Source organism: Pseudomonas sp. LBUM1663, from assembly GCF_059695905.1.
In genome coordinates this window covers 2,669,469-2,682,517 of the sequence record NZ_CP166792.1, presented here as the reverse complement: position 1 = coordinate 2,682,517, position 13,049 = coordinate 2,669,469, and the positions used below count along the sequence as shown (strand labels likewise).

Here is a 13,049-nt window from a genome sequence, read left to right as displayed (position 1 = left end):
ACAATGAAATTCAATGATATTTTTTTCAGCAAAAACGAACGGTTCTCTATAGGAATTGAAGAAGAATCAGGAAAATTCTATGTTTCGATACCAGTAAGCAACCGAATGGTTGACTATGAAGAGTATTTCGAAATTGATAAGAGCACTTTTGACACATATATAAAAAATCCAGCTTCAGCACTAGCATTTGTCGAACGCTGCCGAAACCGAGAAGTAGACTATTTATTGATAATCAAACCTGGAATAGATCGTGGAGTCGCAACTTAGAGCAGAAAATGGAAAGACATTTTTTCCTCTTTTGGAATTCCAAAAGGGAGAAGACACCCTCCAATAATCTTCCAAAAAAAGCGAAAAAAGGAAAATAGGGGACAGATTTATTTTCTACGCAATCACGAAAATAAATCTGTCCCCTTTTGGTTGGTTGGAGATGCGCGATTCAAGTTCGAAATGCCGAATGGCAAAGAAAGTGGTGCCTATCCAAAAGAATGGGTCCCCGGTGGAGCAACGAAAAGCGGGACTAAAGAGGCAGCCCTGATAGGCTCTGAAAAAATCCAACACAACAAAAATGTTGATGAATTACTAAGCCAATTTGAGGACTGGGAGAAACTCCAATGAAAACTAAATTTCAGATCGCGCTGGAAAACAACGAGCCGGCAGAATTCTTCAAAGGTCAAGGACAATATTTTTCCCGAGATCCTGACTGGGGAGACCACCTCTACATCAACAACTGGCAGGGGCTCTGCGGGTACCTTAAACTGAAAGACAACCCAAATGAAATACTGCTTGAAGCATTCAGTAAATACTTAATATCGCTGAAAAACACCTATGAAGATGCGGACTCCTTACTACTAAACATCAGTTGCTACTACTCAATGCAAAAGGACACACCTTTCATGTCCGCCGATGGTTTTGATTTGGTATCGAACCTTAACGAACCAAACAAAAAAATAATCGGAGATCTATTTAGAATACTTCGTAGTGAGTACGCCAAGAAAAACGCAGGCAAACCCGTGATAAGTCTCGATCAATTCCTGTCTGAAATCAAAACAAACGGCTGTAAAGTTGACTTAGAAAAACTGTAGAACGTAAAGCAGCAAGCGAGGGAAATTGGAGGCCATCTGCTATTTTTTTTGGGGAGCAACCAAACTCGAACCAAAAGAAATAGCTTTAATTGGATCAGAGCGTATTACCCATGACAGGCGGGTGGGGACGTTGTTGAAAAACTTAGACGGGCGGAAAACAATCCCAATGCAAACCACGTTCGAAACTGCCTTAGATCAACATGAGATCTCCGAATTCTTTAAAGGAAATGGTATCTACTTTGCTAGAGGATCCGACTGGGGTGATCATCTATATGTAAGCAACTGGGCAGAAATGTGCGGCGTACTTGAAACCCAGAAAGCTGCGCAGAGCTTATTGTCGACTATATTTGAAGAGTACGCGAGATACCTCAATGAAAATTACGAAGACGCTGAAGGTCTACTTTCAAACATAACAGCATATTGCATAACAAGACAAAAATTCCCATTTCTATCCGTCGACAACTACGACCTGATCAAGAGTCTCGACAACAAAAGCAAAGAAAATATAGGCCGCCTATTTAGACTTTTAAGAAAAGAGCACGATATAAAAACCAAAGATCTACAAATGCTTTCGTTCGATCAACGACTTCAAAAACTAAAAAGCAACGGCTGCTCCATTGATCTTGAAAATCTTTAAATGACAGAAATTTTCCCTCCTTTTTTAAAATCAGCCCCCTCTTTAACCGAAGCCAATTTTTATGAGTGGGAACATCTTCAATGATCAGCAACTTTGAAAAAGCATTAAACAGAGATGAAATCCCAGACTATTTCAGAGGATCCGGCATCTATTTAACAAGAGATCCCGACTGGGGTAATCAACTACACATCATCAACTGGCAAGGGCTTTGCAGCTTTCTCGAGACACAAAAAAATCCCGTATCTATTCTAAATAGCGCGTTTCAAAAATACGTAATTACCGTAAAAAACAGTCTAGAGGACGCAAACGACCTTCTCGAAAATATAGGGTGCTATTACTATATGCGAAAAAAGGCACCAGTCTTATCTGAAAATAGGTTTGACCTAATCCTCGATATGTCTAGCAATGAAAAGCAGATAATATCTAAAAGCATGGAATTTCTGCATCAAGAAATAAATAAAACGACGAACGCGCAGGACATTGAGCTTTACAACCGGCGACTGTCAAAGCTTATTAGTGATGGCGGCCCTAGCGATATCACGAACCTTTAGAGAAAAAATGAAATTCTATGACACGCTAACAAGCATTACCGAGCGCTTCTCTATTGGTATAGAACTGGAAACTTGAAAACCCTATGTTTCGATACCCGTCAGCAGTCGTCTGGTGGATTACGAAGAGTACTATCAGATAGATGGAGTTGCTTATGAACTCTACAAGTCTGATCCAACTGCAGCTTTAGAATTTGTTAAGCTCTGTAGGAACCGGGAAGTCGATTACCTGCTCATCTTTGAGCCCGGCATAGATCGTGGAAAGGCTACATAGCCCTGAAAAACTCAAAAAAAGATCCATAATCCGGGTCTCAAATGGTTTCACACATGACAGGAGTCTACCGATGCCTTTTGCGGATCTGCAAAATGCGGTTAAGAGTGCCGGGTTCTCCGTCATCGAGATCTCGGACCAGCGCGCATTTTTCGGCTGTTGGTCGTTGACTGTCGAATACCATGGAGCAACCTACCTGATCGTCAATGAAGGACGCGATGGTTGGATGATGTTCTATCACGTTAGTACGGTGGGAACACTTACAGAACTGGATAAGAAAGAGTCGGCCTGGATGGACGATGTCGATAAGGTAGCCCAATGTCTGACTTGGCTCTCTGACTGTCTGTGCCCCACAAAACGACAAGATCCCGACAAAGCAGAAAAATTGAGAGAGTCGCCACTCGCAGAACGCCAACCTATCAATCAATCAAACAAGCAGGATCTCTCGTGAATAAGCACCAGATCAGTCTTTCAAACGGATGGATTGCAGAATTCGAAAATCAAGGTGAATTTCGCATGTCAGCTGAAGGCTGGAATTTGGTTCTGCAAGGACCGGATCAGCGAAGCATCCAGTACTTCAGAGACAAAATCATTGTGGTGAACGATGACGACGGTGCGCAGGCAAAAACATGTATTCGACTATCAAATGATGGCGTTTACGGCTATTTGAGCACCGGGCTGGATCAAGGTTGGGTGATTGATTTTGCGCGAGGTATGATCGCTCCGCACAGGATAAGCATCTCCCACAGCCATGACGGATACGATGAAAGCATCTCGATGTACGAACAACCTGCCTTCAAACGTGCACGCGAATATATTAGCGTGACAGGCAAATATATTTATCTGACCTTCCCCCTCACTAAAGATGAAGATTTCCCTAAGGTATGGGAGGAATATCTGCGGATTCGGAGACGGCAACTGGACGAGCTTTACTTCAGAAATTGATCCGTAAGCACTGGCTCAACCATTACAGACCCGTGCTTCAGAAATTTCCTGCAACCTCTATCGTCTTCCATGAACTAGCACTCCCAGCTCTCCATCGATAGCCTCTCCAATCAGCTATCAAGAACTCAGACAACACAACCAATCAGAGAGCTTGAAAATAAAAGGACGGCTATCATGTTCATAATCAAAACAGAGCAAAAAACAAATTCGTACATTGGTGGCAACCCTGTACTTCCGCCTGGAGTAAATCCACCTACAAGCCATAACGATGTTCCACTGACTTTTTTCTTCACCATTGAATTCCCTGCCGCGCACAAACTCAGCGGCTACACGCTAAGCTTTTTCTGCGCCACAGGTGAATTCGATGAAAATCTTTTGATACCTGAAATACTCGAGACAGGGCTGAAAGATGCAACTATTCCAATCGGCTTTTTAAAATCGTATCAAAAGCTTTTCAAAACATATCTATTCAAAACAGAAACCGCTCAAAAAGTGCCAACTATAAGCTCCAACATAAAACTCCAACATCTGGAATTTTCAACCAAAGCTCATGGCGAAATTTTTGGTTGGACCGGGCTATCTCCTGAATGGATCCTTGAGGACGAGGCCCCATCCAGTTACGAAGGTGAAGGTTTCGACTTCCTGTTCCAAGTAAGATCGGAGCAGACCTTTGCCATTACCGACACAGCCCCACCACAAAAAGATATGGATGTATGGGGTGGCGAAACAGACAGAGAAGAAAGAAATTATTTCTTCTTCAATCAAAATGAAGTGTATTTTTTCGGTCAATGCTCAAGGGCATTCGACGACAATGTATACATTTTTACTCAATGCGACTAAGCAGAATAACAAAAAATACGGGCGATCTTACGATCGCCCGTTTTTTTATACATTCACCGCCAACAAACTTTCCTCAATCTCATACTTAACAACCACCCGATTTCTATAAAGCCGCTCATTCCCCAACACCTCACTCCCCTGCCCCTTACTCCTAACCTCCCGCCAAATCTCATTCTCCCGAAACACCCTACCCCCCTCGCGCAAAAACCGATGCCCGACCTGGTAAACGTGATACCGAAACTCCCGCACCCGATCACACAACAATTCCCCCTCCAACTGCTGCTCACCAACCTTCAACTTCAATTGAAAATGCCGATCCGTCGGGTTATGCAATACCAGATCAACGTAGTTATAAAAAATCGCCGCCCCTGAACCGAACGGCAGCACCCGTCCTTCATCAGGAAACGGATCGAAGCTGTGGTTCGAGCGTTCAACCACCACCAGCGGCGAGTGAATGGCCATCCAGTGGATGAGGTTGCTCAGTTGGCAGATGCCGCCGCCGATGCCGCTGCGGGCTTCACCAAATGACAGCTCCATGCCTTCGACGTAACCGCGTTTGCGGGTCGGTCGGCCCACCAGGCGGCAGAAGGAAAAGTGCTCACCCGGCGCAATGACGATTCCGTCTATCGATGACACGGCCAGTTTGAGGTTGATGACTTTGTTGTGTTGCAGCGCAATATCGGAGTTGCCGAGTTTACGAATCAGCTTGGAGGTGTGTTTGAGGTAGCGAAAGGGTAAGCGGGATTCCGCGTTGATCGAAACGGCGTATTGCCGACTGGAGAAGCGCCAGGCTATTTGCCGAAACAGTCTTTTTTGCCACACGCGCAGCCAGTAGAGGGCTGGGTGATAAAGGGAGAGTGGTTTCATCCGTGTCAGAACGGCAGAGGCCGTTTTCATCCTTGATCTGAATGCCGCGCATCTTAACGTATTGCTGCAGGTGCGTATCGCCCCTCAAGAAGGTGTTCGCCCAGTGTAATGGCCTCGGCAATCCATGCACTGGTAAAGAGCCTTGCCACTGGGCGAACGGGAAGTATTTTAATAGAAGTCGGGGAAGTTGTCCGCATACATATCATGAAATTTATCGATACAACATTAATTAAATGTCATCTCCAATATTATTTGTACGACAACAAAAACTCACCAGTTCGACCATTAAAACTGATTGTTCTTATACAAAAAAACTGTACAAGAACAATCAATATCTAGAGTTAATACTCAACTTCAGTGCTTGCTGGTCACTTTCAGTATGTCGGTGTAGGTCACGACGACACTCTGTCCAACTTTCAAGTCTTTCAGTTTCGCTTGAACTTCGGGTCTTACCACATCAACGGTTTTGGACTGGCCGGCAGGGTTTTCGAAGGTCACCTGGTTTTTCTTCGTGTCGATTTTGGTGATTTTCAGTTGGACCTGCACCTGGCGGTAGGCTTCGCCGCCCGGGTTGTCGCTGCCGGGGGCGGCTCGGACTTCGCCGGTGCGCTCGACTGTGCCTGGCAAGCCTTTGTCGACATCCGTGTCGAGGTAGGCCGCGACGGAGCTGGTGACCTCGACGTCGACTTGATCGCCGACTTTCAGGTTATCGAGGTTTTTCGCCTTGTCGGTCAGTTGCACATGGACCTGACGCCCTTCCGGTCCTTCCAGGACAACCCGGTGATTAGCCGCATCGACCGAGACAACTTTGGTGGTGACCTCGTCCGCCTCCACAACGGCAGACAGCGGAATGTCCGCAGCCATGGCGCCAAGGCTGGTAGCAGACAGCAAGGTAGCGAGGGTGATGGCTTTAGTCAGTGCGTGGAGTTTCATAAGCATACTTTCCCTGTGATTGGGTGGCAGCAGACGGCTCTGGCCCTAGGGTCAGCGCCGACTGTGCAACTCAGCATAGACGCAGTTCAGGGAGTTTTTGCAGTTTCTTGCGCGGTGGATTCGCCACTGTCGGTGCCCTTGCCGTTTTGCTTGCGCCGGGTCGGGTCGGTGGGGCGCAGGGCGTCGTTGTCGCGCTCGACTTCGCCCGGTGGTCGCGGCTCGTCGGGGTGTTCAGCGGTGTCGGGTGATGGGGGTTTCATGGCGGTTCTCCTCAGGCTTCGGGGTCATCGACTTCTTGGGCGACGTTCAACGCGGGCGAGTCTTTATGGGATTGCTCGGCCTCGGCCTTCAAGGCCTGCCATTGCTCCAGGTCGATGGCGCCCTGCCCCAGCAAGTCGTCGGCCACCCGCAGCAGTTCGCTGTAATGGGCGTCGGGGGATTGTTGCCAGTAGGCCTTGTCTTCGAACAGGCGCTGCCAGGCATCGAGGTCGGGGGGTTTTAGGTCTTCGCTCATGAGTGAGCTCCTGCGAGGCGTTCAAACGGTAGAGGCTTGCGCTACGGTTGGAGTTCCGAGGATTTGGTGGGGAGCAAGATCAGGAGATCGCAGCCTCGTTTCACTCGACAGCTGCTACAGGGGATCAGTAGCCGGTCATTTCGAGGTATCCCGTGCCGCCGTTGAATTGCACGGGACCTTCCCAATAGGGAATGCGCAAATTCATCCAGGCGTTGGGGTTGAGGGCGGTGATGGAAATGTCGAGGTGTTTGGCCGGGATTTTGATCGCCCAGCGCACCGGCATTTCACGCCCGGCGACTTTTTCGGTGTCTTGCGGTGTGAGGCTCATGTCGTCGGCGTGCAGTAATTGCGTCTGGCCTTGAGCATCGATCCACGTGCCTGTGAGATAAGGCGCGCCGTCCTTTTGCCGCATGCGATAAAGCATGACCTGTTCACCGCTGTCCAGGTGCAGCGAAAACCAGTCCCAACCTGTTTGATTGGCCGTCAACGGCTGACTGCTCCATTCGCGATCGAGCCAGGCCGGACCGCTGACCTGATAAGTTTTGCCATCGATTTCCAGCGCGCCACTGGCCTGGAAGAACGGCTGGCTGTAGTAATACGACGCCTGCCCTTGTTCGGATTTCTGACTGAAACCCTTGTCGCCCTGAAGCACCAGCGGACGGGTGGACGTCAGCCGCAATTGGTAGCTGAAGCCCTTGTCCCGCGCGCTGAGTTGCAGATCCGCCAAGGCATCGGAACCTTGGCTGCTGAAGCGCCAATCGTCGATCCAGGCATTGAACGGTGCGAGACTCACCCCAGCCTGACCCACGCCGCCACGGGCGTAGCGTTCGGCAGCGTGATGGGCTGTGGCCGACGTCACGGCCGCGTGCCCCAGCCAGATAGTCTGATTGCCCCAACCCGACTGCTCCGGGACAGCTTTCAATGCGCTGCGAAACAACGTCCATTGCACGCCAAACTCGCGGCCCTGATCGTCCTTGAGGTTGGCGGTGACATACCACCATTCGATGCGAAAGCCGTCATGCGGCCCATGATCGGCCGGGAAGCTGAACACCCGACCCGGCACCACCGGGGTAAACGCGGCGGCCTCGCCTCCGAGCCCCGCAAAGCCTTTATCGACAGGCGCCGAGTTGTCACAGCCGCTCAATAAAACCAATAGCAACAAGCCAACCTTAATCCTCATGCGCAAACGTCCTCAGCAGGTCCGCCGGTTGCGTGCGGTACAGCGAATACAGCGGCCACGCCGATGCCAGCAATGTCGCGAGCAACGCCAGCCCCATCAACTGCACCAGCTGCAACGGAAACACCCGCAACGGCAATCGCCAGCCAAACGCCTGCACGTTGATCACCGTGTCCAGGCACCACGCCAACGCGATCCCCAATGGCAATGCCAACACCAGCGTCAGCACCGCCAGCAACCAGGTTTGCCCGAGGTTGAGCAGCATCAATTGCCGCCGCGTCACGCCCAGCGCCCACAGCGGCGCGAGTTGGCCGAGGCGGCTCTGGCTCTGGGTCAGCAGGCTGATGAACAACGCCACACCGGCGACGGCCAGGGTCAGGCTGTTGAGCGCGGCGGTGGCGGCGAAGGTGCGTTCGAACACTTGCGTCGACCAGCCCTTGAGCCGCGCCTGATCGACAATGCGGCTGTCGTCCAGGCTGAAACGTGTTTGCAGCGTTTTGAGGAACGGCGCAATCAACGCTGGCTCGATGCGCAGGTTGAAACGATTGGGCGTGAGCTGCGGCCACCCGCGCAGCAGATGATTGCCGTTCACCAGTATGTGGCCCTTGGGATTGCCGTAGTCGGCGTAGATCCCGACGATCCGCGGCGACCACGGGCCGCCCGGCGTGGGAATGGTCAGGTGATCGCCGAGCCGCACCTTCAAGCGCCGGGCCAGTTGCTCGCTGAGCATCAGCGCATCGTCCTTGGCCAAACGGTCCCAGGGGTTGTCGCCCAAGGCTTCCAGCAGCGGCCAATGCTGGCGGTAGGTCGGGTGATCGATCACGCCGAAGATATCTGCCGGCCAGCCTTTTAGCTGGATCGACACCTGCCAGTTGGGCAGCACGGCCGTCAGTGAAGGCTGCTGTTTGAGCCAGGTGTGCAGTTCCCGGGACTGCGCCGGGTTTTGCGGATTGACGTAGAGCTCGGCGGTCAGGCGTTGTTCGAGCCAGTCGTTGAAGGTCTGGCGAAAACCGGCGGTCATGCTGCCGGCGCCGATGTTCGCCGCCAGCGCCAACAGCAGCGCCATCAGGGCCAGGCTCAGCGCCGGCAGTTGCTGACGGCAGTCGGCGAGAAACCATTGGCCGAGCACCGAATGACTGCGGCTCGATGCCAGGTTCAAGACCAGATTCAGCACCACCGGCAAGACCAGTGCGGCACCGATCAACAGCGCCGCCATCAGCACAAAGCCACTGGCCAGGCTGTCACCCCGGAACAAGGCGATGAGCGCGATGACAGCAGCCAGTGCCGCGACCCAACCCTGACGCCGTAACCAGCGCGCGTGAGCTTGATGCCAGGCCTGCGGATCGGCCAAAGCCAGCAACGGAAGACGTGCCGCCCGCAGCAGACTGTTGGCCCCGGCCAGCCACGCGCCGAGCAGGCTCAGGCCCACACCGCTGAACCACCACCACGGACTGAGGCTCAACTGCCCCGCCACTTCGGCACCGTACAAACCGCGCAAGCTGGCAGCCACATCCGGCAGCAGCACGCTGGCCAGCAGGTAGCCGCTGGCGACGCCGGCAAGGCCGCCGATCAGCGCCAGCGCTCCCAGTTCAACCACCAGACACGTGATCAGCATTCGAGCGCTGACCCCACAGGCGCGCAGGGTTCTGAGCAAGCCTCGACGTTGCTCCAGCGCTAGCCCGATCGCGGCGTGAACGATGAATAGACCGACCACGAAGGACAGAAACCCCAAGGCATCGAGGTTCAAGTGAAAGCTTTCAGTCAGCCGCGAAAGGTTGTTTTCTTCCCCACTGGTTTTGAGCTGTAACTGGCCTTTGTATTGATCGGGCAGTGCGGCACTGAAATCCTTGGGCAACAGCAGGCGCGACAGTTGCTCCGGCAGGCCGAGAATCTGCTGGGCGAAGCCAACGTCCACCAGCAACATGCCGGGGGCCATATCGGTTTGAACGTGCAACGGTGGCAATGCCACACCGCTCACGCTCAGCGGCTGTTCACCTTCATGCAGACCCAACGCCTGCAAAGTCTGCGGCGAAATCCAGGTGCGGCCCGGCGGGGTGAAAAACTCGACAATTTGCTCGATCGCCAACGACCGCCCCGCCACCGCCGAGCCGGCCGGCAGCGACACCGGTTCGATGCCCATCAGCTGTAGACGTTGCTCCTCATGGCCCTTGAGCGTCACCCGCCCTTGCAACACGGGCGATACCGGCCAGCCCGCGCGACGCAGGTCGACAAACAGTTGCTGGGAAAAGGTCGCGCCACTGGGCGCACTGAGGCTGGCTTGCGGTTCGCCGCCGATCAACTGACTGGCTCGAGCATAGCTATCACGCGCCTGGCTGTTCAGTGCCTCTACGCCGGTCAGCAGGCTGGTGGCGAGCCAAAGCCCGGCCAGCACACTGAAAAATTGCACCGGGTGCTGCCACCAATGACTGAGCAGCGCCCGCAACGTTTCACGAAAGACGCGCACCTCAGTGCTCGCCCGCGCCAGCCAGATGGCCGCGGTGCAGCACCACTTGTTCCGCCAGGCGTGCGGCAACGCGATGACTATGCGTAACCATCAACAGGGTGATAGGACTGTCGTCGAGCAACTCCAGCAGCAACTTCAATACTTCATCGCTGGTGGCTTCATCGAGGCTGCCGGTGGGCTCGTCGGCCAGCAACAATTTCGGTTTCGACGCCAGGGCGCGACCCAAAGCTACTCGCTGCTGTTGCCCACCGGAGAGCTGCTCCGGGTAACGCCGCAGCAAATCACTCAAGCGCAGCCGCTGCACCAGGTGCGCCTGCCAGCGCGGATCATGCCGCCCGGCCAGGCGCGCCTGAAACGCCAGATTGTCCTCGACCCGCAGGCTGCCGATCAGGTTGAACTGCTGGAACACCAGGCCGATTTCAGTCCGTCGCCAGTTCGCCAGTTGCCCTTCGTTCATCTGGTCCAGCCGATGTTCGCCGCTTTGAATGCTGCCGCGATCGACCTTGTCCAGGCCGGCGATCAAGTGCAGCAAGGTGCTCTTGCCACTGCCCGACTCGCCCATCAGCGCCAGGCTGCTGCCGGGTTTCAATGTCAGGTCGACACCTTGCAGCACCGGCAATGGACCTTGCGCAGTGGCGTAGCTTTTGAAGACGCCCTGGACCTGAAGCATGGGGGGAGGCTCGCTGATGGCAGTGCGCCTAGGATAGCGGACGGTAGCGGCACCGCGTTATCGTTCTTCGCGGGCAAGCCACGCTCCCACAGGACCGCGTCGTTCACAGCATTGGTAAACAACGCGGTCCCGTGGGAGCGTGGCTTGCCCGCGAAGAGGCCGGATCAGACAACCCAAAACCTCACTGCCCCACCGCCACACTCGTCGCCGCCTGCCCCGGCGTCACAATGCTCTTCAGATCAATGTGCTTCCACTCAGGCTTGGCCCCCAGCCGCGCATTGAACCGATAGTTGAACGTAAACTCGTCCGCGGTCGGCACGCTCAACGGCTTGCCATAAACCGCCTCGATTCCCGCCAGGTCGTAGCCCATCAACTGCAACAGCGTCGGGAAGATGTTGTAGTGACTCGACCGATCCTTGTTCGCGGCCAGCGCCTTCGGCCAATCCAGTGTGCGCAACTGATCGCCTTGAATCACCACCAGCGGCACCAGACCTTCCTCTTCCACCGGATCGCCCCCGCAGTGCGTATTCAACCCGGGATTGCCCCGCTCATGCAGGTCTTGCCCATGGTCCGAGGTGTAGATCAGCAGCGCATTGCTCATGTCCGACTGGGCGAAAACCCGGGAGAAAAACTCACCGACGTTCCACAGCAGCGTGTTTTTGTAGGCATTGCGGTACAGCAGCCAGTCATCCGGCTGACCGTTGAAGCCATCGCGCTTGCCGGTGTCCGCGATCTCGACAAACTGCCCGCGAGGCAGTGTCGGACGATAGGCCATGAACGCGTCCGGGTACTTGTCATGCACCGGAAAATGCGCGCCCACCTTGTTGATCACCACCAGCTCGGGCTTGCCGTCGTTGAGCAGGTCGATCAGTTTCGCCGCTGCCGCCATGTCGCGATCACGCACGCTGGTCTGGTCGAACTGCACAAACTCGTCGATGTCCTTTTTCTCGGCTTCGTTCATCAGGTTCTGCAAGTTGCCACCGGTGCGCTGGGCATCGATGTACACGGTGCGCAGGCCCGCCTTCTTCGCGTACTGCCAGATCGACGGCATCGTGCTGTTGATGCGCATGTAGTCGGCGCGGGTGCCGCCGTACCGCAGGGTGATGTTGGTGTCGGCGCTGCAATTGGCAATGGACGCGGCGTATCCGTAATTGAAGATCGCGACGCCCGGGCGCGGTTCCTTGAGGTTGCTGTGCACACCGAACGGGGCGTTGATGTCCAGGTAGTTGCCGGAAATGCTTTCGTCGATGACCAGCACGATGTCGTGCCCCGGCGGCGCGTCGTTGCGCGCCAGGCTCACAGGCTCGCGCGGACCGACGGTGTTGTGCAGGGCTTCATAGGTGAACAGGTTCAAATAGGCCAGCGGCGTGTACATGATCGGCAGGCCACGGGCGCCTTCGCCGGCTCGCACAAACAACACAGCACTGAGCAGCAGCACCCCGAGCACCGGCGCCGCCACCAGCAACGCACCGGGCAGCGGCATTCGCCGACGCGGTTTGAGCCCGATGCCGAACAACAGCAGCAAGCCGCCGACCACCCCGCTGATGATCGCGTCGCGGTACTGGTACGCCGCCTCCTGAATGAACCCACCGGAATACACCAGCGATACGAAGCTGCTGTACGTCAAGTAGTCGGCCGTGACGCGCGTATAGACATCGAAAAACACCGCCGAGACAAACATCGTCAGGGCAAACACATGACGGATCAGTGTCTGGCGAATGTAAGCGGTCATAAAAATCGCCACAGTTAGCGCGATAAACATCCCGCCAAACAGCAGCACCGGGAAACCGATTCCCATTGCGCTCAGGCGTTCCAGGTAATAGTCGTAGTTCTTAACTAAATAGAGAACTAAGAGCAGTTCTTTGAGGTATCGAATCATAGTATTTCCGATGCTCGCGGCCGTCCGTTGGCCAATAGATTGTCGGCCATTTTTTGACACTAGCACCGGGCCATCAAAGCGCAAGAAATGTCGGGTTTTTACACAAAGCGTCAAAAAAACGTTGACTCAAATCTGACACACCTGACCGGCTGTAACCCTTGTGTTTCATGCCCTACGACCGTTTATCGTTTTCTTGGAAATATGAAAAACCCGTCAAAACCG

16 protein-coding genes are annotated in these 13,049 nt (G+C 53.9%); 8 read left to right on the top strand and 8 right to left on the bottom strand.

Going from position 1 to position 13,049, the window contains the following annotated elements; all coding sequences use genetic code 11:
* Positions 1-3: 3 nt before the first annotated feature.
* The 8 genes from ACA075_RS12255 to ACA075_RS12220 all read left to right on the top strand — a co-directional run bounded on the left by ACA075_RS12255 (position 4) and on the right by ACA075_RS12220 (position 4,323).
* Positions 4-267 carry a hypothetical protein gene (locus tag ACA075_RS12255; RefSeq protein WP_497298699.1) on the top strand — a complete coding sequence of 88 codons (264 nt, stop codon included), beginning with the start codon at positions 4-6 and terminating at the stop codon, positions 265-267.
* 180 nt (positions 268-447) lie between these two features.
* Positions 448-615, top strand: a complete 168-nt coding sequence (locus ACA075_RS12250; RefSeq protein WP_497298698.1) for a hypothetical protein — start codon at positions 448-450, stop codon at positions 613-615.
* The gene (locus ACA075_RS12245; RefSeq protein ID WP_497298696.1) at positions 612-1,082 is read left to right on the top strand and encodes a hypothetical protein; all 471 of its coding nucleotides are present in this window, start codon (positions 612-614) and stop codon (positions 1,080-1,082) included. Before ACA075_RS12250 ends, ACA075_RS12245 begins: the two co-directional genes overlap by 4 nt.
* Positions 1,083-1,107: 25 nt before the next feature.
* Positions 1,108-1,719 (top strand): hypothetical protein, encoded by a 612-nt coding sequence (locus ACA075_RS12240; protein WP_497298695.1) that lies wholly within the window; start codon positions 1,108-1,110, stop codon positions 1,717-1,719.
* An 80-nt stretch (positions 1,720-1,799) separates the two neighbouring features.
* On the top strand, positions 1,800-2,270 hold the full coding sequence (locus ACA075_RS12235; RefSeq protein WP_497298694.1) for a hypothetical protein: 471 nt from the start codon (positions 1,800-1,802) through the stop codon (positions 2,268-2,270).
* A 341-nt stretch (positions 2,271-2,611) separates the two neighbouring features.
* Positions 2,612-2,989 (top strand): hypothetical protein, encoded by a 378-nt coding sequence (locus tag ACA075_RS12230; protein ID WP_497298693.1) that lies wholly within the window; start codon positions 2,612-2,614, stop codon positions 2,987-2,989.
* A complete protein-coding gene (locus ACA075_RS12225; RefSeq protein WP_497298692.1) occupies positions 2,986-3,483 on the top strand; it encodes a hypothetical protein in 498 nt (165 codons plus the stop codon). The genes ACA075_RS12230 and ACA075_RS12225 overlap by 4 nt, the downstream gene beginning before the upstream one ends.
* A 174-nt stretch (positions 3,484-3,657) precedes the next feature.
* Positions 3,658-4,323: a hypothetical protein gene (locus ACA075_RS12220; RefSeq protein ID WP_497298691.1), complete on the top strand. Its 666-nt coding sequence runs from the start codon at positions 3,658-3,660 to the stop codon at positions 4,321-4,323.
* A gap of 45 nt (positions 4,324-4,368) precedes the next feature.
* Here the strand turns inward: ACA075_RS12220 and ACA075_RS12215 are convergent, their stop codons facing one another.
* From ACA075_RS12215 to ACA075_RS12180, 8 genes are all read right to left on the bottom strand, one after another.
* Positions 4,369-5,190: a VanW family protein gene (locus ACA075_RS12215; protein WP_497299242.1), complete on the bottom strand. Its 822-nt coding sequence runs from the start codon at positions 5,188-5,190 to the stop codon at positions 4,369-4,371.
* 354 nt (positions 5,191-5,544) lie between these two features.
* On the bottom strand, positions 5,545-6,123 hold the full coding sequence (locus tag ACA075_RS12210; RefSeq protein WP_497298689.1) for a hypothetical protein: 579 nt from the start codon (positions 6,121-6,123) through the stop codon (positions 5,545-5,547).
* Between the two features lie 86 nt (positions 6,124-6,209).
* A complete protein-coding gene (locus ACA075_RS12205) occupies positions 6,210-6,383 on the bottom strand; it encodes a hypothetical protein (protein WP_497298688.1) in 174 nt (57 codons plus the stop codon).
* A gap of 11 nt (positions 6,384-6,394) precedes the next feature.
* A complete protein-coding gene (locus tag ACA075_RS12200) occupies positions 6,395-6,637 on the bottom strand; it encodes a hypothetical protein (RefSeq protein ID WP_497298687.1) in 243 nt (80 codons plus the stop codon).
* Positions 6,638-6,761: 124 nt separating this feature from the next.
* Entirely contained in the window at positions 6,762-7,817 is a 1,056-nt protein-coding gene (locus ACA075_RS12195; protein WP_497298686.1) for a lipocalin-like domain-containing protein, read from the bottom strand.
* The gene (locus ACA075_RS12190) at positions 7,807-10,278 is read right to left on the bottom strand and encodes an ABC transporter permease (protein ID WP_497298685.1); all 2,472 of its coding nucleotides are present in this window, start codon (positions 10,276-10,278) and stop codon (positions 7,807-7,809) included. The genes ACA075_RS12195 and ACA075_RS12190 overlap by 11 nt, the downstream gene beginning before the upstream one ends.
* 1 nt (position 10,279) lies before the next feature.
* Positions 10,280-10,948: an ABC transporter ATP-binding protein gene (locus ACA075_RS12185; RefSeq protein ID WP_497298683.1), complete on the bottom strand. Its 669-nt coding sequence runs from the start codon at positions 10,946-10,948 to the stop codon at positions 10,280-10,282.
* A gap of 181 nt (positions 10,949-11,129) precedes the next feature.
* Positions 11,130-12,827 (bottom strand): sulfatase-like hydrolase/transferase, encoded by a 1,698-nt coding sequence (locus tag ACA075_RS12180; protein ID WP_497298682.1) that lies wholly within the window; start codon positions 12,825-12,827, stop codon positions 11,130-11,132.
* Between the last annotated feature and the right edge of the window lie 222 nt (positions 12,828-13,049).

What these genes read in the sequence shown, in the direction of transcription:
- ACA075_RS12255 (WP_497298699.1), top strand. Translation starts at nt 4, where the DNA reads ATGAAATTCAATGATATTTTTTTCAGCAAAAACGAACGGTTCTCTATA.
- ACA075_RS12250 (WP_497298698.1), top strand. Translation starts at nt 448, where the DNA reads ATGCCGAATGGCAAAGAAAGTGGTGCCTATCCAAAAGAATGGGTCCCC.
- ACA075_RS12245 (WP_497298696.1), top strand. Translation starts at nt 612, where the DNA reads ATGAAAACTAAATTTCAGATCGCGCTGGAAAACAACGAGCCGGCAGAA.
- ACA075_RS12235 (WP_497298694.1), top strand. Translation starts at nt 1,800, where the DNA reads ATGATCAGCAACTTTGAAAAAGCATTAAACAGAGATGAAATCCCAGAC.
- ACA075_RS12230 (WP_497298693.1), top strand. Translation starts at nt 2,612, where the DNA reads ATGCCTTTTGCGGATCTGCAAAATGCGGTTAAGAGTGCCGGGTTCTCC.
- ACA075_RS12220 (WP_497298691.1), top strand. Translation starts at nt 3,658, where the DNA reads ATGTTCATAATCAAAACAGAGCAAAAAACAAATTCGTACATTGGTGGC.
- ACA075_RS12215 (WP_497299242.1), bottom strand. Translation starts at nt 5,190, where the DNA reads ATGAAACCACTCTCCCTTTATCACCCAGCCCTCTACTGGCTGCGCGTG.
- ACA075_RS12210 (WP_497298689.1), bottom strand. Translation starts at nt 6,123, where the DNA reads ATGAAACTCCACGCACTGACTAAAGCCATCACCCTCGCTACCTTGCTG.
- ACA075_RS12205 (WP_497298688.1), bottom strand. Translation starts at nt 6,383, where the DNA reads ATGAAACCCCCATCACCCGACACCGCTGAACACCCCGACGAGCCGCGA.
- ACA075_RS12200 (WP_497298687.1), bottom strand. Translation starts at nt 6,637, where the DNA reads ATGAGCGAAGACCTAAAACCCCCCGACCTCGATGCCTGGCAGCGCCTG.
- ACA075_RS12195 (WP_497298686.1), bottom strand. Translation starts at nt 7,817, where the DNA reads ATGAGGATTAAGGTTGGCTTGTTGCTATTGGTTTTATTGAGCGGCTGT.
- ACA075_RS12185 (WP_497298683.1), bottom strand. Translation starts at nt 10,948, where the DNA reads ATGCTTCAGGTCCAGGGCGTCTTCAAAAGCTACGCCACTGCGCAAGGT.
- ACA075_RS12180 (WP_497298682.1), bottom strand. Translation starts at nt 12,827, where the DNA reads ATGATTCGATACCTCAAAGAACTGCTCTTAGTTCTCTATTTAGTTAAG.